This window comes from Enterobacter sp. SST3 (assembly GCF_000286655.1).
GTDB lineage: Bacteria > Pseudomonadota > Gammaproteobacteria > Enterobacterales > Enterobacteriaceae > Enterobacter > Enterobacter roggenkampii.
Map to the genome: position 1 here is coordinate 253,244 of NZ_ALNS01000004.1, position 18,550 is coordinate 271,793.

The 18,550-nt window shown below is 56.5% G+C and carries 13 protein-coding genes, 1 tRNA gene and 1 pseudogene; 9 read left to right on the forward strand and 6 right to left on the reverse strand.

The features are described from left to right. Positions 1–13: 13 nt before the first annotated feature. Genes citC through B498_RS18720 form a run of 3 tightly spaced genes read right to left on the reverse strand, consistent with a single transcriptional unit; the run spans position 14 to position 3,292 of the window. Entirely contained in the window at positions 14–1,036 is a 1,023-nt protein-coding gene (citC, locus tag B498_RS18730; protein WP_008499774.1) for a [citrate (pro-3S)-lyase] ligase, read from the reverse strand. A 13-nt stretch (positions 1,037–1,049) separates the two neighbouring features. After that, a complete protein-coding gene (locus B498_RS18725; RefSeq protein WP_008499775.1) occupies positions 1,050–1,913 on the reverse strand; it encodes a fumarylacetoacetate hydrolase family protein in 864 nt (287 codons plus the stop codon). Positions 1,914–1,930: 17 nt separating this feature from the next. Further along, positions 1,931–3,292 carry a 2-hydroxycarboxylate transporter family protein gene (locus B498_RS18720; RefSeq protein ID WP_008499777.1) on the reverse strand — a complete coding sequence of 454 codons (1,362 nt, stop codon included), beginning with the start codon at positions 3,290–3,292 and terminating at the stop codon, positions 1,931–1,933. Positions 3,293–3,636: 344 nt separating this feature from the next. On the opposite strand from B498_RS18720, the gene B498_RS18715 reads away from it, so the two are divergent. Next, entirely contained in the window at positions 3,637–5,262 is a 1,626-nt protein-coding gene (locus B498_RS18715; RefSeq protein ID WP_008499778.1) for a sensor histidine kinase, read from the forward strand. Continuing rightward, the gene (locus B498_RS18710; RefSeq protein WP_008499779.1) at positions 5,252–5,944 is read left to right on the forward strand and encodes a response regulator; all 693 of its coding nucleotides are present in this window, start codon (positions 5,252–5,254) and stop codon (positions 5,942–5,944) included. The genes B498_RS18715 and B498_RS18710 overlap by 11 nt, the downstream gene beginning before the upstream one ends. A gap of 88 nt (positions 5,945–6,032) precedes the next feature. Here the strand turns inward: B498_RS18710 and B498_RS18705 are convergent, their stop codons facing one another. Further along, positions 6,033–8,168 carry an ornithine decarboxylase gene (locus B498_RS18705; RefSeq protein ID WP_008499780.1) on the reverse strand — a complete coding sequence of 712 codons (2,136 nt, stop codon included), beginning with the start codon at positions 8,166–8,168 and terminating at the stop codon, positions 6,033–6,035. Positions 8,169–8,350: 182 nt separating this feature from the next. On the opposite strand from B498_RS18705, the gene B498_RS18700 reads away from it, so the two are divergent. From B498_RS18700 to B498_RS0121175, 3 genes and pseudogenes are all read left to right on the forward strand, one after another. Beyond that, on the forward strand, positions 8,351–9,064 hold the full coding sequence (locus tag B498_RS18700; protein WP_008499781.1) for a DUF554 domain-containing protein: 714 nt from the start codon (positions 8,351–8,353) through the stop codon (positions 9,062–9,064). Between the two features lie 95 nt (positions 9,065–9,159). Further along, positions 9,160–9,235: transfer RNA gene (locus B498_RS18695), tRNA-Phe, on the forward strand. A gap of 543 nt (positions 9,236–9,778) precedes the next feature. Then, positions 9,779–10,597, forward strand: a pseudogene (locus B498_RS0121175) (DUF4225 domain-containing protein). Here B498_RS0121175 and B498_RS22015 read toward each other — a convergent pair. Beyond that, complete coding sequence (locus B498_RS22015) at positions 10,575–10,901, reverse strand: hypothetical protein (RefSeq protein WP_039265473.1); 327 nt, start codon at positions 10,899–10,901, stop codon at positions 10,575–10,577. The pseudogene B498_RS0121175 and the gene B498_RS22015 sit on opposite strands and share 23 nt — an antisense overlap. 282 nt (positions 10,902–11,183) lie before the next feature. Next, positions 11,184–11,711, reverse strand: a complete 528-nt coding sequence (locus tag B498_RS18685; protein ID WP_021242095.1) for a LuxR C-terminal-related transcriptional regulator — start codon at positions 11,709–11,711, stop codon at positions 11,184–11,186. Positions 11,712–12,383: 672 nt separating this feature from the next. Between B498_RS18685 and pgaA the strand changes: the two genes are divergently transcribed. The 4 genes from pgaA to pgaD are packed head-to-tail and all read left to right on the forward strand — an operon-like array spanning position 12,384 to position 18,520. Further along, positions 12,384–14,822, forward strand: coding sequence for a poly-beta-1,6 N-acetyl-D-glucosamine export porin PgaA (gene pgaA / locus B498_RS18680; protein WP_008499786.1), 2,439 nt, complete (start codon positions 12,384–12,386; stop codon positions 14,820–14,822). A 2-nt stretch (positions 14,823–14,824) separates the two neighbouring features. Next, positions 14,825–16,768 (forward strand): poly-beta-1,6-N-acetyl-D-glucosamine N-deacetylase PgaB, encoded by a 1,944-nt coding sequence (pgaB, locus tag B498_RS18675; protein WP_192812199.1) that lies wholly within the window; start codon positions 14,825–14,827, stop codon positions 16,766–16,768. Beyond that, a complete protein-coding gene (pgaC, locus tag B498_RS18670) occupies positions 16,761–18,089 on the forward strand; it encodes a poly-beta-1,6-N-acetyl-D-glucosamine synthase (protein WP_008499788.1) in 1,329 nt (442 codons plus the stop codon). Before pgaB ends, pgaC begins: the two co-directional genes overlap by 8 nt. Then, complete coding sequence (gene pgaD, locus B498_RS18665; protein WP_008499789.1) at positions 18,089–18,520, forward strand: poly-beta-1,6-N-acetyl-D-glucosamine biosynthesis protein PgaD; 432 nt, start codon at positions 18,089–18,091, stop codon at positions 18,518–18,520. The genes pgaC and pgaD overlap by 1 nt, the downstream gene beginning before the upstream one ends. The last annotated feature ends 30 nt before the right edge of the window (positions 18,521–18,550 follow it).

The window sequence follows — 18,550 nt, forward strand, 5'->3', positions numbered from 1 at the left end:
AAATTCCTGGTAGTTAAGCGACTTCGGCACTCGCACGGTAATGCGTTTCGAGGTGCGCGAAGGTGGAGTCCGGGACAATCTCCCGGATCCGGGAAAACTGCTGTGTCTTCAGTAATCGGCGCACTTCGGACGCCGATATGGCGTTACCGGTGGCCTTGATGCGCGGCATTTCCACCACCTCAATATGCGAGGCCAGCAGGTCGTGCAGCGTCTGGTTATACTGGCGGGTGATGTCGCAGAACGGCTCCGAGCCGATGAAGCGGTGCGTGATGCCGAGCGCCGGGGCAATGAAGTCCCGGAAGATCAGCACGTCGATCTCGCTCCACGCCTGCTGCACCTTGCCGGTCTCCTTCAGGAAGTAGGCCGGAAACGTGGCGCGGGAAATGATGTACTGCGAGCCTTCATGCACCACCACGTTCGGCAGGTGCGCCACGCCCGCTCGCACCATCTCCAGACGCGCGCTGAACGGGAAGAACGACGCGTCTTCGCGCACCACGAACAGATGCAGGGCGTCACACTGCGCTGCCGCCTGCTCCACCAGATGGCGGTGCCCGAGGGTGAACGGATTGGCGTTCATCACGATGGCGCCAATCTTCTCTCCACATTTGCGGCTCGCGCGCAGAGAACGGCAGTAGCGCGCGATCCCCTGCGGGGTGTTCTCCATCAGCACCGCGTTGTTCCCGCTCTGGGCGATAGGCCAGAAGCCGCTGCGGGCAAAGCGCTCCCGGTTGCACGGCCGGGTGCAGAGGAAGAGGTGAAAATGGCCGCGCTCCAGCGCCGCATTTTGCACCTCCGCCAGCAGCCGCGCGCTGAGGTTCTCGCCGCGAAGCTGCTCGTTGACCGCCACGCACTTGATGACGTTGGCGGCAAGCCCTGCGCAACCCACCAGCTGCGGGCCGGACCAGGCTTCGACGAACAGCGTGATGTCGTTGTCCAGGCCAAGGCCGCTGTCTGCCAGCAGGTAACGGATCTGACTCAAGCGTTCCGGGTGTTTCGCCACCAGCGTGTGGCGAAAATCGATGGGTTGCGAATGCATGCTGCCGCCTTACTTAATGTGCTGCCGCAAGCCCGACGGCTGGCGCTTCCACGATCACGTTGCTGAGATGACCGATATGCTCGATCTCCACCTCAATGCGATCCCCCTCTTTCATAAACAGCGGCGGGTTACGCTTTTTACCCACCCCACCAGGGGATCCGGTGATGATCACATCGCCAGGACTCAAGCGGGTGAAGGTGCTGATGTACTCGATCAGCTCCGCCACCTTGTGGATCATGCTGCTGGTGTTGTCTTCCTGCACCATGTGGCCGTTCAGCCAGGTGCGGATTGCCAGTTGGTGCGGATCCGGGATCTCGTCCGCCGTCGCCATCCACGGGCCAAACGCGCCGGTTTTGCGCCAGTTTTTACCGGCGGTAAACCAGGTGTGCTGCCAGTCGCGGGCGGAGCCGTCCATGTAGCAGCTGTAGCCCGCCACGTGGCGCAGGGCGTCGTCGCGGCTGATGTTCTCCCCGCCTTTACCGATGATCACCGCCAGCTCGCCTTCGTAGTCGAATTCGCTGGAGTGGCGCGGCTTCAGCACCGGCTCGTTGTGGCCGGTCTGTGAGTCGGGGAAGCGGACAAACAGCGTCGGGGCCGGGTTGTGCTGGTCAAACTCCTTACGCTTGTCGGCGTAGTTCATGCCCACGCAGAGGATTTTTTCCGGCTGCTCAATCACCGGTAAGAAGGTGATAGCGCTCATCGGCACGTCCACGGCATCGTTCAGGTAGCGGGTGGCCTGCGCCAGCCCGTTGCCCTGCAGCAGCGCCTTAAGGTCGCTGTAGCGGTCGCCCAGACGGCGGCCCAAATCAATCACGCCGTCGGCCTGGACGATGCCGTAGCTGCGTTTTCCCTGGTATAAAAAGCTTGCGAGTTTCATTGTTCTTTCCTGAAAACTTAAACGAGGAAGTTGCCCAGAATCAGCAGTGAGATGGAGACGTTAATCGCCCCGCCGATACGGGTAGCAATCTGGGCGAACGGCATCAGGCTCATGCGGTTGCCTGCGGTCAGGATCGCCACGTCGCCGGTACCGCCCTGGCCGCTCTGGCAGCAGGAGACGATGGCGACATCAATCGGGTGCATGCCAATCTTTTTGCCGACGAAGAACCCGGTCGCCACCAGCGCGGAGACGGTGCTGATAATCACCAGCAGGTTGGTCAGCGTGAAGGCTGCCACCAGTTCATGCCATGGGGTGATGGCCACGCCAACGGCAAAGAGAATCGGGTAGGTCACGGAGGTCTGGAAGAACTTGTACACCACCTGCGAGCCTTCCAGCAGGCGCGGAGAAGCACCGTTGCAGAGCTTCACCAACACAGCCATAAACAGCATGCCCACTGGCGCAGGCAGGCCAATCAGCTTGTGGCCGAGCATGCCCAGCATGTAGAGCAGCACCGCCAGCAGCGCGCCGGAGGCGATGGTGGTCACATCCGCCTTGCCGGAGAACGCAGGCTGAGAAACGGTGGCATCGGCATTGGCGCGGTTCGGCATCAGCTGGCCTTCACCGGTCAGGTGTGGATAACGCTTGCCCAGCTGGTTCAGGCACCCGGAGATAATGATGGCAGTCAGACCGCCGAGCATGACCATCGGCAGCACGCGTCCGAGCGCCACGCCCTGGTCCATATGCAGCAGGGTGGCATAGCCGATGGAAAGCGGGATTGCCCCTTCCCCGACGCCGCCCGCCATGATCGGCAGGATGATAAAGAAGAAGATCTGGAATGGCTCAAGACCCAGCGCCAGGCCGACGCCCATCCCTACCAGCATGCCGACAACTTCACCGCACAGCATCGGGAAGAAGATGCGCAGGAAGCCCTGAATCAGCACCGTGCGGTTCATACTCATGATGCTGCCGACGATGATGCAGCAGATGTAGAGGTAGAGAATGTTGGTGGATTTGTAGAACTTGGTCGTAGACTCGACCACCACGTCCGGCAGCAGGCCGTAATAGACCAGCGCGGAAGGGATAAAGGTGGCGCAAATCGCCGCCGCGCCGAGCTTGCCGACAATCGGCAGGCGTTTGCCAAACTCACCGCAGGCAAAGCCGAAGAAGGCCAGCGTCGCCACCATCACCACGATATCGCTCGGCAGTTTTCCGCCCAGGCAATCAATGGCGATCAGCGCGCCCGCCAGAACGAACAGCGGCAGAGGAATAATCCCGATTTTCCAGGTATCCATAATATGCCACCAGCGCTCTTTGAGCGAAGGCCGCTGAATTTCAATCGGGTCGTGGGTAACAGAGAAAGAATCGTCAGTTGTGCTCATAATAAGCCCCTTGGTTATTTTGTGCGTTCAGCTTAGAGTCACAAAGGCTTACTTTATGTGAGGAATGGCATATTAAAAGCGAAGTTTTAATGGCAGCTATGGTTTTAATGGTTTCTTTTATTTAATGTGATTTACGCCTTATTTATGGCCGTGGTTTTTATGGTTTCTTTTCTGAATTGAACAAACAAATAACATTTATTCGTGCAGCCAGAGGCCACCCGTCTTTGGGATGATGCTTTTACAACGCCCGCTGTGCAAGGGATCACAAGTTTTCGGCAAAGCGGACGTCCGCGCGAAAAAAGATGATATATTGGCGTTCTTTGTCGCTACCTTGCGTGAGAGTTATGAAAGTCTCTTTCCAGATAAAGCTGTTTATTTCGCTGGTTGCCTTTTTCTCAGTGCTTTTTGCGTTACTGGGCGGATATTATTATGCCGATGTCGGGAAACAGCTTTATCAGGAAATGAGTACGCGCGCCAAAATACAGGCTGAAGAGATTGCGCTTATTCCAACATTGCGACATGAAGTTGAACAAAAGAATATCGCCGCCATCCATGATTTTATGCAGAAGATTTCTGCGCACAGTGACGCCAGCTTTATTGTGATTGGTGATAATAAGGGCCAGCATCTTTTTCACTCCGTCTTCGCCGACAGAGTGGGCACCACGCTGGTAGGCGGTGACAACGAAGCCGTATTGCAGGGTAAAAGCACCACCACCATCCGCAAAGGCGGGTTGGGTATTTCGCTGCGCAGTAAGGCCCCCATCTTCAACGCTGCCGGACAGGTGGTCGGCATTGTTTCGGTCGGCTATCTCACCAGCTACCTGGACACCATTACCGTCAGTAAAGTGGTCAATATCCTGATTGCCGCGGTGCTGCTGCTGATTGCTCTCTTTATCTTCTCCTGGTTCTTTACCCGCAGTATTAAGAAGCAGATCTTCTCCCTCGAGCCGCGCGAGATCGGCCTGCTGGTGCGCCAGCAGAAGGCGTTGATGGAGTCTATTTATGAAGGCGTAATTGCCATTGACGATCAAAGGCGGATTGAAGTCATCAACCAGGCGGCGCGCAAGCTGCTGGGGCTGAGCCAGCCGGCCCGTGAGCTTCGCGGGCAGCTGATAAGCCAGGTGATCGATCCGGTCCCGTTCTTCGACACGCAGACGATGCTGGCGAAAGATACCCATGATGAGATTTGCCGTTTTAACGATCTCACGGTGATTGCCAGCCGGGTCCACATCATGCTTGAGGGATCGCTGCAGGGCTGGGTGATCACCTTCCGCGATCGCAACGAGATCGACTCGCTGAGCGCCCAGCTCAGCCAGGTCAAACGCTACGTCGATAACCTGCGCATTATGCGCCATGAGCAGTTAAACCGGATGACCACCCTGTCCGGCCTGCTGCATATGGGCCGCTATGAAGAGGCGATTGGCTACATTCAGGCGCAGTCTGAACACGCTCAGGAGCTGCTGGACTTTATCTCTTCGCGCTTCAGCTCCCCGTCCCTGTGCGGCCTGCTGCTGGGGAAAGCCGCCCGCGCGCGGGAGAAAGGGGTCGAGCTGAGTTTCGACCCGGCCTGTCGGCTGGACAGGCCGTTCCTGCCGTTGGGGGAACAAGAGCTGATTTCGATTATTGGCAACCTGCTGGATAACGCTATCGAAGCGACGCAGCGGTCGCCGCTTCCCCACGCGCCGGTGGAGGTGCTGATAAAGCTCAGCGAACAGGAGCTGATTATTGAAGTGGCCGACCAGGGCGTTGGCATCAAGCCGGAGATCCGTGAGCGGATCTTTGAACGCGGCATCACCACCAAAACGCGCGGCGATCATGGGATTGGTCTGTATCTGATCGAAAGCTATGTCACACAGGCTGGCGGCGCGGTAGAAGTTGCCGATAATATCCCGCGCGGCGCCATTTTCTCCCTGTTTATCCCGGCCACGGGAACCGCCCGGCAACTGGAAGACACCGACTATGCAACATGAACTTATCGACGTACTGATTGTTGAAGACGAGAACGAGCTGGCGCAACTGCACGCGGAGCTGATAAGCAAGCATCCGCGTCTGAGGCTGGTGGGCATTGCCTCGTCGCTGGCTGCGGCCCAGGCAGAGCTTGCAAGCAAACAGCCGCAGCTGGTGCTGCTGGATAACTATCTGCCGGACGGCAAAGGGATCTCGCTGATCAATAACCCCATGCTGGCCCGCGCCAACTGCTCGGTCATTTTTATTACTGCCGCCAGCGATATGGACACCTGCAGCCAGGCGATCCGCAACGGCGCGTTCGACTACATCCTCAAACCCGTCTCCTGGAAGCGGCTCAGCCAGTCGCTGGAGCGGTTTGTGCAGTTTGCCGAACAGCAGCGCGTCTGGAAGATTGTCGACCAGCAGAACGTCGATTCGCTCTATCAGCTTCAGGCGAAAAACTACCGCCAGGACAACGGCAGCAAGGGCATTGAGGAAAATACCCTGGCGCGGGTGCAGTCGCTGTTTAACGACAAGGCAACGCACTGCTTTACCGTGGATGAGGTGGTGAGCGAGACGGGACTGAGTAAAACCACCACCCGTCGCTATCTGGAGCACTGCGTGGAGACGGGGTTTCTCAGCGTGGAGATGCTGTACGGCAAGATTGGGCACCCGAGGAGGATGTACCGGCGCGCAGAAGCCTGAAGCTATGTTGTAGGCCCGGTAAGCTTGCGCCACCGGGCAAATCGCCGGGTGGCGCTGACGCTTACCCGGCCTACGTTCGAGGGAGAGTCTACTTCAACACATATCCATACAGCCGCTTAATCCCGTCGGCATCCTTCTCGCTGTACACGCCCTGCAGCTCCGGCGAAAAGCCCGGCAGCAGGTTGATGCCCTCCTCCAGCGCCAGGAAGTAACGCTGTACCGCCCCGCCCCAGACTTCACCCGGCACCACGCACAGCACGCCCGGCGGATAGGGCAGCGCCCCTTCGGCAGCAATCCGCCCTTCGGCATCCCGTATGCGAACCAGCTCCACGTTCCCGCGAATATACGCCTGATTGGCATCCTGCGGGTTCATCACCACCTCAGGCAGGCTCTCCTTGCGGAACATCGCCTTCTGCAAATCCTTCACGTCGAAGCTGACGTAGAGATCGTGCATCTCCTGACACAGCTGGCGAAGGGTATAATCCCGATAGCGCACCGGGTATTTCTGGAAGATCGTCGGCAGCACGTCGGCCAGCGGGGTGTCGTCTTCAATATGCTGTTCAAACTGCCCCAGCATTGCCACCAGCTGAGCCAGCTTCTCGCTGCTTTCGGCAGGCGTCAGCAGGAACAGGATCGAGTTAAGGTCGCATTTTTCCGGCACGATGCCGTTTTCACGCAGGTAGTGCGCCAGAATCGTCGCCGGGATCCCGAAATCGGTGTACTCCCCGGTTTCGGCATCAATGCCCGGCGTGGTCAGCAGCAGCTTGCACGGGTCAACAAAGTACTGCTCGCTCGCATAGCCCTCAAACCCGTGCCATTTGGCCCCCGGCTCGAAGCTGAAGAAGCGCAGCTCGCTGGCAATGGCGTGCGTCGGATGATCCTGCCACGGCCGCCCCGCCACCAACGGTGGGATAAACGGCTTGATCATATGGCAGTTGGCGATGATGGCCTTGCGCGCCTCAATGCCCAGCTCCACACACTCGGCCCACAGCCTGCGCCCGCTTTCCCCTTCGTGGATTTTCGCATTGACGTCCAGCGCCGCGAACAGCGGGTAAAACGGGCTGGTGGAGGCATGCAGCATAAAGGCGTTGTTCAGCCGCTTGTGCGGGCAGAAACGCGCCTGGCCGCGGATATGGTTATCCTTTTTATGGATCTGCGACGTTTGCGAGAACCCGGCCTGCTGTTTGTGCACCGACTGGGTCACGAAAATGCCCGGATCGTTCTCGTTCAATTCCAGCAACAGCGGGGACGTTTCCGCCATCATCGGAATAAACTGCTCGTAGCCTACCCAGGCGGAGTCAAAGAGAATGTAGTCGCACAGATGGCCGATCTTGTCGATCACCTGACGGGCGTTGTAGATCGTCCCGTCGTAGGTGCCAAGCTGAATGATCGCAAGGCGGAATGGACGCGGCTCGTCGGCTTTCTCCGGCGCCGCCTCGCGGATCAGGTCCCGCAGATACGCGTCGTCAAAGCAATGCTCGTCAATCCCGCCAATAAAGCCAAACGGGTTACGTGCGGCCTCAAGGTAAACCGGCGTGGCGCCCGCCTGGATCAGCGCCCCGTGGTGGTTAGATTTATGGTTGTTGCGGTCGAACAGCACCAGATCGCCGCGGGTGAGCAGCGCGTTGGTCACCACCTTGTTGGCCGCCGACGTGCCGTTCAGCACAAAGTAGGTTTTGTCCGCGTTGAAGACTTTCGCCGCGAACTTTTGCGCGTGCTTGGCGGAGCCTTCGTGGATCAGCAGATCGCCCAGCTTCACGTCGGCATTGCACATGTCCGCGCGGAACACGTTCTCACCGAAGAAATCATAGAACTGCCGCCCTGCCGGATGCTTTTTGAAAAACGCGCCGTGCTGGTGGCCCGGACAGGCGAAAGTGCTGTTGCCCATCTCCACATACTGACTCAGGGTGTCGAAAAACGGCGGCAGCAGGTTCTCTTCGTAACGGCTGGCAGCAGTCTCCAGTTCCAGAAACTCCTGAGCTTTACCCGAGATGACCGCGGTGGCGCCGTCAGGCACCTCCGTCGGCTCCTGAGAGAAAATAAACACCGGTAAATGAAAGCCCGTGCGTTTCAGCAAGGCAAGGATGCCGCTGCGACTCTCTGTCGTCGTCATGACGACGGCTGCCACATCGGTGAAATCCGTGCTGTCCAGCGTCACCTTTTCGCGATGCGTAGACACCGTTGAGAGCAGCTCGCGGCTGACGGCGATTTTCATGGTTTTCATAAGCGCAATTACCCTCACCGAACGGTGAGACAGGGAGGAGAAAATTCGCGCAATAATGTCACCTTTTATTTTGAGGTGCAAGAAGGAATCAGTATGCACGTATATCACCCAAAGCTAAGGCCCGCGCAGCGCTGACGTGCCATAATAATGCAATATCAATGATTAAATAACAGGAGTTAAGCGTGGTTATCGGGCCATTTATCAACGCAGGAGCCGTATTGCTGGGCGGCGTACTCGGCGCAGTGCTGAGCCAGCGGCTGCCGGAGCGTATCCGCTCATCCATGCCCTCGATATTCGGCCTGGCCTCGTTAGGGATCGGTATTCTGCTAGTGGTCAAATGCGCCAACCTGCCGGTGATGGTGTTGGCCACCCTGCTCGGCGCGCTGATTGGCGAGTTTTGCTATCTGGAAAAAGGCATCAATAATGCGGTAGGCAAAGCCAAAAACCTGATAGCCCGACCGGGCAAGGCGAAGCACGGCACGCACGAGACGTTTATTCAGAACTACGTCGCCATCATTATTCTGTTTTGCGCCAGCGGCACCGGGATTTTCGGTTCGATGCAGGAAGGGATGACGGGCGACCCGAGCATTTTGATTGCAAAAGCGTTTCTGGATTTCTTCACCGCCACCATTTTTGCCACCACGCTCGGCATTGCCGTCGCGGCGATTTGCGTGCCGATGCTGCTTATCCAGCTGGCACTGGCTACCTGCGCCACGTTAATTCTCCCGCTCACTACGCCGGCGATGATGGCAGACTTTACCGCCGTCGGCGGCCTGCTGCTGCTGGCAACAGGGCTGCGCATCTGTGGGATCAAGATGTTTGCCGTGGTGAACATGCTGCCCGCGCTGCTGCTCGCCATGCCGCTCTCCGCGCTCTGGACGCACTTTTTCGCTTAAGGATGCGGCGAAATGGTGAGAGATTGCGCAGTCCGTAACGAAAACAACATTTTTCGTTGACGCCACCGGGCAGATCGGGTTTAATGCGCCCCGTTGCCCGGATAGCTCAGTCGGTAGAGCAGGGGATTGAAAATCCCCGTGTCCTTGGTTCGATTCCGAGTCCGGGCACCACTATTTAAAGAACCCGCCCTCGTGGCGGGTTTTTGCTTTCTGAGTCAACAACTTGTTGGTTTATCAGTAGTTACCCCTCTTATCTTTCCTCCGGCCCCGCTTCCCGGTGGTACAAAATGGGCATTATGATAAAGCCTACCAAAGACCGAAACGGCACCTACTATACAGTGGACACATGCCGGATTGCCCAGGGCCTCCGAAAACGTCCAGTCGTGCTGCACATCCGGCCTGATTGATGGTGAAATTCCCGACAAAAACGGCTGGCTTTCCGCTGGTGTTGCCCTTTCCCTACTACAGCGGCCACTCAAGCGAGAACGGGCTTCTCATTGATGCCATTGAGCAAAAATCTGGCCTGATACTTTCGGTGATGCCCGGTGAAAGCCGTCTAGCAGGCCGAGGTGTGTAGCTGCAAAAAGCGACTTCTGCTTCAGACCCCGTAACCACATTGCTACTATATTGTGCATGCGTTGGCACGCATGGCAGTCAGAGGGAGCCGTTTATCAGTCTAAACAGACGCCGGTAAAGCAATTGAGAGGAATTACAATGGATGCAGCATTGCTTAACATGATGCAATCAGGTGGAAGAAATAAAGCCTGGGCGGAAACGATGGTGAATATGGAAGCCAGGAAACTGGTAAATACAGCCAACACTCTGTCGGCTTTTCATCTCAGCGATGGTCTGACTCGAATGAAGTTCATTCAGGAAATTCGGGACCTCATAGAACAACAGTTTACGCTAGCTCGTCAGGCTAAATCAGATAAAGAATGCATGGACTGCGTTAAAATACTTCGAGAATAAAACTATAACCTCCTGGAACAAGCTCGTTTATTACGAACGAAGGCAGCGAAGCTTTACGCGAAAGTCGAGTTCATCCGAGAGAATAACAAAATTGTTGGGTATGTTATCTCGGCAGTTAGTGTTGTCCTGGCCGGTGCTGAAATAGCCGCAGGATTTACACTGATTGGCACGATGACCCCTCTCGGAGTTCTTGCTGGTGCGATTCTGGTTACTGACGGGGCAAACAGCATCAGTAAAGAAGTGGCTCGCTACGCAACGAACAACACTACCAGTGAAGGGCTGGTCGCGAATGCCGCGATGTCTACAGCTGAGTTTATGGGCTTTAGTCGTGAGAATGGTTTAGGTGTCTACAAATCAATCTCACTGGCCGCTAATGCGTATACCATTTTTGGCTTGTTACGGCGACCTGGTACCTGGCGACTGTTTCGTTATCTACCCACAGACTATTACCGAAAGGTGAGCACATTGAGCCGCCCGCAGCTTACAATGAAAATAGCAGGTTACGGCGTGAAAGCTAAGATTATTTTTGATCTGTTGTCCGTCAGCGACCCGTCTCAGAATTAGTCAGCATTTTACGGTAACGCCAGGATTTGTAGCCAAGTTTTGCTGGCGTTATATACCAGATAAAAGGTAGTACAATCAATAACGTGAGCGCAAGTGTCAGACTTGTATCCCTGGATGCAAGTAAAAGAGTTAAAGCCAGTATGATAAAGGCAATAATAGTTATCCACTTCATTGCCTTAAAACGATTGGCCAGATCATGAGTTACGCTATCAAACGAACCACCGTAATTCTCGATATTGTTTTTTAGCTTTTGAAGATCTCGTTTACTAAAACCTGATTTTAAAAGTGCTTCTTCGCTGGTCATTCTACTAACCATCCCATAACTCACTGAAACATGTGACGAAGTTTAACTGAATTTGACGGATAAATCGCTACCTGTCGATATTTGTCAAATTTATATTTATATCAAATAGTTGAAGATATCTTACAGTGGCGGTGACCAGACTCTTCAATCGTGTCCATGACAACGTCCTTGTGTCGTTTTGAGCCAGAGTAAATCCAAACCCAAGGCCAGGAAGTTGTCCTCATCCAGCGTTCTCAAACCTCTGAATACCGCCCGCAATTATGCTTTTGTTCTCTCCCCAACCTAGGGATCGTTCCCACCTGCGCCCAGCAGTTTGTTTTTGAAGATAAACAAACACGCCTCGTTGAAGTTCTCCGCCCCCAGTCGTTCCGAGAGCGCCATTCGTTTGCGATAGAGACTTTTCACCGACGTATTCAGCTCGCCTGCAATCTCCTCCATTGACATCCCTGCCCTCAGCAACCGCAACATGATCGTTTCATGCGTGCTCAGCCGTAAATTCAGCAGCCACTTCGTGGTCAGGCGACGGCCCTTCATATTGAGCACCAGGTTAAACAGCGAGGCCATATCCGGTGCCGTCAGCGACGTATTCATAAACAGCTTCATACTGAGCAGATTCTCCTCGCGATGGCGCATATCAAGCATAACGCAGCAAATCGTTTTTTTCGTTCTGGCCGGATGGCGTATCAGGTAATCATATAAACGGAGCGGCGCACGACTATCAATCAATACAGAATATTCATCTGCACCGTTATCAAATATGTTTCTGTCAATCGAATCGAGCAGGATAATATCCGGAAAAAATATCCGCATCCCCCTGACAAGGTAGCGATCCTGAGTCACTAACACTATTGAAGTTGCCACTAACCATCCCTTTTAGATTAAAGCAAGAACGATCCTGCGAAAAGAAGACCGCCTTCGTTTTATAGCGCTGTTATATTAACGATAGATGTATTCTGGCTTTAGACATCCCTCAATACACACATTGATGAGTAAGACTTCCTGTAGACTATCATTCAATGTCTGTCTTTAATTATAAATAAAAAACAATCGCAGAAAAGTCACTTCTCTAAACATTAAGAATTTTTGTCATGAAACTTCCCAAACATGCACCAGAAAGTACTTTAATTGAGGCTAGCAAGCGTCATTAAAAATATATACAAAACTGTCACAATAAAAATAAAATCATTATATTTCAATGAATTACAATTAATCACTCAATTCAAAATAAACACAAAAATCTGCTCATTACAGAATTATCTCAAAACGACACAGCCGCTTTTCAGCATATTTATCGGGCAACATATCGGGTGTACATTACCTCCCATCCAGTCCACTAAGATGAGGCGCCATAATTACCTTTAAGTAAGTACCCCTTAACGTTACTGCATTCAGATTTAATGTTCTCATTTATGGCCTTTAACGCAGAGTTAAAAGGCAGCCGTGTTATGCAATGGATTCATGATAAACAAATGGCAAATAGATATGGAAAGATCGCTTCGATTCAGTACATTATTCTTTTATCGCACCCCAACATTATTGTTTCTGTTATTGCTCTTTCCTGTTCTGGTTCAGGCGACGGAATCCGTTTATGAGCAACAGATTCAACAGGCGCGTAACGGTAATTACACGTCGTTTCTCGATTATCTTCAGCGTTATCAGCAGCAGCATGCCCTGACGCCCGAGCACGTTGCGGACTGGTTACAGGTGGCGGCCTGGGCAGGTCATGATGACGAGGTTATTAAGGTCTGGCAGCGCTACAGCATTTATATGCCGCTGCCCGCCCGCGGCGTTGCGGCTGTCGCGCAGGCCAGACGAAATCAGAAAGCGTGGGAGCCCGCTCTGGCGCTCTGGAAAGAAGCGCGCAGCCTTGCGCCGGATAACGACGATTATCGTATCGGCTATATCAAAACCCTGGCCGATGCCCGTAAAGATACGCTTGCCCTTCAGGAGGCCCGACGGCTGGTGGCGGAGGCCCCCTCGCAGGCGCATCTTCAGACGCTGGCATACGTCTGGCTACGCCAGGGAAAAAGCTGGGATCGACTTTTAGCCGACACGCGCGCGCTGTGTGTCGCGCCAGAAAATCACGCGCTTCTCCGCGAGCGGGTCGACGCGCTAACGGATAACCGGGTCAATACCCCCGCGCTCCTGCTTTCACAAAAGGTGGCGCTAGCCCCCGCGGAGCGTCGTCGTCTTGAGCTGAATGCCGCCGCCGAAAGCGTTCGCCTTGCAGACGTGTCGGGCAGAACAGAAAAGGAGCGCCTGCAGCTTGCGCAATCTGCGCTGAATCGTTACGACGCGCAGCTGTCTCGCTGGCAGAGCGAGCCGCAGGCCGCGGAAGACGTCGTGCTTGCGCGTATCGACCGGCTCGGCGCGCTGTATGCCCATGCCGATTACCCGCGGGTCATCAGCGAATATCAGGATCTGACGGCAGCCCGGCATCCGGTGCCGGGCTGGGCAATCGGCTGGGTGATCTCCGCATATCTGCAGGAGAAAAACGCTGCCGCCGCCTTCGCGCTTCTGCAACGCTATCCGCAGTACGCATCCGATCCGCAGGACGAGGAGCACGCGCTTTTCTACGCCTGGCTGGATACGGGAGAGTATCCGTCCGCCCGCCGGTATGCAGAGCGCCACACCCGCAACGTTCCCTGGACCCGTTACGATTTCGGTTCCCCTACCCCTCAGCCGAACGATCGGTGGCTTACCGGTCAGTCGCTTCGTTTTAACTATTTGCTGGCGACGAATGCCCTGCCGGAAGCCGAAAAGCTGGCGCGACGTATGGCGACAACGGCACCGGGCAATCAGGGTTTGCAGATTGACTACGCTACCCTGCTGCAGGCGCGAGGTCTGCCGCGCGCGGCCGAGCAAACGCTGAAAATGGCGGAGGCGCTGGAGCCCTCGAATCTGGAGCTTGAGCAGCAGCAGGCTTACGTCGCCATGGATCTGCAGGAGTGGCGGCAGATGGATTTACTGGCCGACGACGTCGTTGCCCGCGCGCCGCGCGATCGCAGCGCAAGGCGTCTGGACAGGCTCCGCACCGTCCACCATATGTCCGAGCTGCGCCTCAACGCGAGCAAGGGTTTGCACTCCGATAACCCTGTCAGTGGGACGCACGACCTCAACTGGGACGCCACGCTCTATGGCCCGCCCATAGCAGATAACTGGCGGCTGTTTGCCGGCACCCGCTATGCAGAGGGCAATTTCGATGAAGGCAAAGGCACCAGCCGTCACCTGTTGGGCGGCATCGAATGGCGGCCACGCGATCTCCAGCTCGAAGCCGAGCTCTCAAGCAACCGCTATCACGGGGCGAACAAGCCGGGCGCTCGCCTCTCAACGACGTACAGCCTCACCGATAGCTGGCAGGTCAGCGGCAGCCTTGCGCGCCTGTCGCGCACCACGCCCCTGCGGGCGTTACGCAACGGGATCAGCGCCAACCGGGGGGAAGGCGGCGTGCGCTGGTATCAAAACGAGCGCCGTGAGTATCAGTTCAGCGCCGCCCTCAGCCGCTTCTCGGATCATAACCGCCGACAGGAATACACCCTCACGGGCAAGGAGCGTCTCTGGCAGACCCCGTCCCTGACGCTGGATCTCGAACCGGGGATCGCCGCCAGCAAAAACAGCCTGCGGGACACCCTCTATTACAACCCGGCACGGGATCTTTCCGTGACGGCCGCCCTGGCCGTTGACCATGAGATGTATCGCCATTACGACACCCTCTGGAGCCAGCAGTTCGTGGCGGGAGGCGGCCGCTACTGGCAGAAAAATCAGTCCGCTGGTGCCATCGCTGTGCTGGGTTACGGACAACGCGTTCAGTGGAACAACGTCATGGATACCGGCGTGATGCTGAACTGGGACAAGCGCCCTTACGACGGCAAACGCGAGAGCAACCTCTCCGTCACGTTTGATGCGACTTTACGCTTTTAAGGATGATGATAATGAACACACGTTTTTCCGCGAGCCTGATACTCATCGGCTGGCTCTGCCTCAGCGCAAATGTCTGCGCGCAGGCATTTTCGTTTATTGCGCCCAAAGATCGGCCGCAGCTGGAGGCGAGCAAACCCTGGCCGCAGAACCAGTTTCTGGTGCTGGCCTACCACGACGTCGAAGACGATGCCGCCGATCAGCGCTACCTCTCCGTGCGCACCAGCGCGCTAAACGAGCAGATAAGCTGGCTGCTGCACAACGGTTATCACGTCATCAGCGTGCAGGACATCCTGGATGCCCATGACGGAAAAAAAACGCTGCCGCCCAAAGCCGTTCTGCTCAGCTTTGACGATGGCTACAGCAGCTTTTACACCCGCGTCTGGCCACTGCTTCAGGCGTGGAACGTCCCTGCGCTCTGGGCGCCGGTGGGCAACTGGGTGGATACGCCGGAAAATCAAAAAGTTAACTTCGGCGGCCTGATGACGCCCCGCGATCGTTTCGCGACGTGGGATATGGTGCGCGAGCTCAGCCGGTCTCCGCTGATTGAGATCGGGTCGCACACCTGGGCCTCGCATTACGGCATTGTTGCCAACCCGCAGGGCAGCCGCGAACCCGCCATCGCCAACCGCTTTTACGATAAAGCGACGGGCCGCTATGAAACCGATCGGCAGTTCAGCCAGCGGATCGGCGATGACGTTCACAAAGTGACTGAAAAAATCACGCAGGTGACGGGCAAGGCGCCGCGCGCCTGGGTCTGGCCCTACGGTGCCGCCAACGGCACGTCGCTCGCCATCGCCAGACAGCAGGGTTATCAGCTGGCCTTTACCCTTGAGGACGGGCTGGGGAACGTGAAGGAGCTGGGGAACATCCCCCGTCTGCTGATCGCCGGCAATCCCTCGCTCAAGGCGTTTGCCAGTACGGTCAGCCAGGTTCAGGAGCGCGAACCCGTGCGCGTCATGCACGTCGATCTCGACTACGTTTACGATCCCGATCCAGCCCAGCAGACCCAAAATATCAACAGGCTGATCCAGCGGGTCTACGACATGAAAATCAGCCATGTTTTCCTGCAGGCGTTTGCCGACCCGCAGGGCGACGGCCGGATCAAGGCGCTCTATTTCCCCAACCGCCAGCTGCCGGTCCGTGCCGATCTGTTTAATTTTGTCTCCTGGCAGCTGCAAACCCGGGCGGGCGTGAAAGTCTTCGCGTGGATGCCGGTGCTCTCGTTCGATCTCGATCCTGCCCTGCCGCGCGTGCAGCGTCGGGACCGCTCGTCAGGCCAGCTGCGCGCAGCCACCGATCCCTATATCCGGCTCTCCCCGTGGGACCCGCAGGTGCGCCAGCAGGTGACGGATCTCTATGAAGATCTGGCCCGCTATGCCAGCTTCAACGGGATCTTATTCCATGACGATGCGGTGCTGACCGACGTGGACGATGGCCCTCAGAGCACAACACGTCAGAAAAGCCAGACGCTTATCGGGTTTACCCACGCCCTGAGCCTCGCGGTGAAGCATATCCGTGGCCCGCAGATAAAAACCGCGCGCAACATGTTCGCCTTGCCCATTCTGCAGCCCGAAAGCGAAGCGTGGTTCGCCCAGAATCTTGACGATTTTCTGGCGGAGTATGACTGGACGGTGCCGATGGCTATGCCGCTGATGGAGTCCGTCCCGACAGACGAAAGTGATGTCTGGCTGACGCGTCTGGTTAACGCGGTCGCCGCGCGCCCCGGCGCGCTCGATAAAACCATTTTCGAGCTGCAGGCCCGGGACTGGGAGCGGAAACCGCAGCGCGCCGTTTCCGACAGCCAGCTGGCACAGTGGATGCGCGTGCTCCAGCTGAACGGCGTCAAAAACTACGGTTACTACCCCGATGATTTTATCAACAACCAACCTGATATCTCACGCATCAGGCCTGTATTTTCTTCGTACTGGTACCCTGACAATGACTGATCGCATTATCGCCTTTTCCATTTTATGTCTGGTATTCGGGTTGCCGTTAGGCGTGGCCGCCCTCTTTACCGGCGAGCTGATTCTGGATTTTGTGTTCTTCTGGCCGCTGTTCATGTCCGTGCTCTGGATAACCGGCGGGCTCTATTTCTGGTTTCAGCTTGAACGCCACTGGTCGTGGGATAAAGAGACGCCCGCCCCGACGCTCGCCGGTGAGCCGCTCATCTCCATTCTTATCCCCTGCTTCAACGAGGGAAGGAATGCCCGGGAGACGATTAGCGCCGCGCTGGATCAGCGGTATGAAAATATCGAGGTTATCGCCATCAACGACGGCTCGTCTGACAACACCGCGCAGGTGCTGCAGGCGCTGGCGCAGGAGCAGCCGCGCCTGCGGGTGATTAATCTCGCGGAAAACCAGGGGAAAGCGCTGGCGCTCAAAGCCGGGGCAGCGGCGGCCCGGGGCGATCTGCTGGTCTGCATTGACGGCGACGCCCTGCTCGACCGCGATACGGCAGCGTATCTGGTAGCCCCGCTGATTCAGTATCCCCACGTCGGGGCGGTCACCGGGAATCCGCGTATCCGCACGCGCTCCACACTGATTGGCCGCATTCAGGTGGGCGAGTTCTCATCGATTATCGGGCTCATCAAGCGGACGCAGCGGATCTATGGCCGGGTCTTTACCGTCTCGGGCGTCATCGCCGCCTTTCGCCGACAGGCGCTGGCGGACGTCGGGTACTGGAGCCCGGACATGATCACCGAAGACATCGACATCAGCTGGAAGCTGCAGCTGCGCCACTGGGATATCTTTTTCGAGCCGCGGGCGCTGTGCTGGATCCTGATGCCGGAGACGCTGAAGGGCCTGTGGAAACAGCGTCTGCGCTGGGCCCAGGGCGGTGCGGAGGTGTTTCTGGTCAACCTTCGCAGGATTGTGCGCTGGGAGCATCACCGCATGTGGCCCCTGTATCTTGAGTATGCCCTGTCAACGCTGTGGGCCTTCGCCTACGCCATGACGGTGCTGTTATTTATCCTCAGCCATATCACGCCGATTCCCGCCAGGCTGACCGTGGAGAGCCTCTTTCCACCGGAGTTTACCGGGCTGCTGCTGGGCGTGATGTGCTTGTTGCAGTTCCTGGTCAGCCTGTTCATCGAGCGGCGCTATGAACGGAAGGTGGCCAGCTCGCTTTTCTGGGTGATCTGGTTCCCGATGGTGTACTGGATGATCGGCCTGTTCACCACCCTTGTCGCATTTCCAAAAGTCATGCTTAAACGCCAGCGCGCCCGCGCGCGCTGGATCAGTCCAGACCGGGGAAAAGGACGCATTTAATGAACGAAAATACCTTAATTCTGACCGAACATCGGCTGCTGCCACGTCTTTTCGATGCCGCGTTAACGCTGGTGGCGTGGGGGGGCTTTCTGTTTTTCCTGTATGCCCGGCTCTGGATGCAGCTAACCGAGGAGAGCGATCACCGCTGGAGCGTGATTATTGCCTCCTTTAATACGGTGCTGCTCTACCTGCTGTTCGCCGCGCTCAACGGCTGGCTGCTGATTTTGTGGTATCAGTACAACCGCCGTCGGGCCCACGCGAGGCGGCGTCAGCCGGGCTATTTTCACCAGGAGGAGTTGGCCCGCAGCTTTAATGTTTCACCGCAGATCATCTCCGAGATGAGCCAGTACAACCTGCTGACGGTCTATCATGACCAGATTGGCCGCATCATCGATCTGAAGATCAACGGGCAGGAAGAGGAAGAACAGTAACGAAACGCCCCCGCAGGATACCCTGCGGGG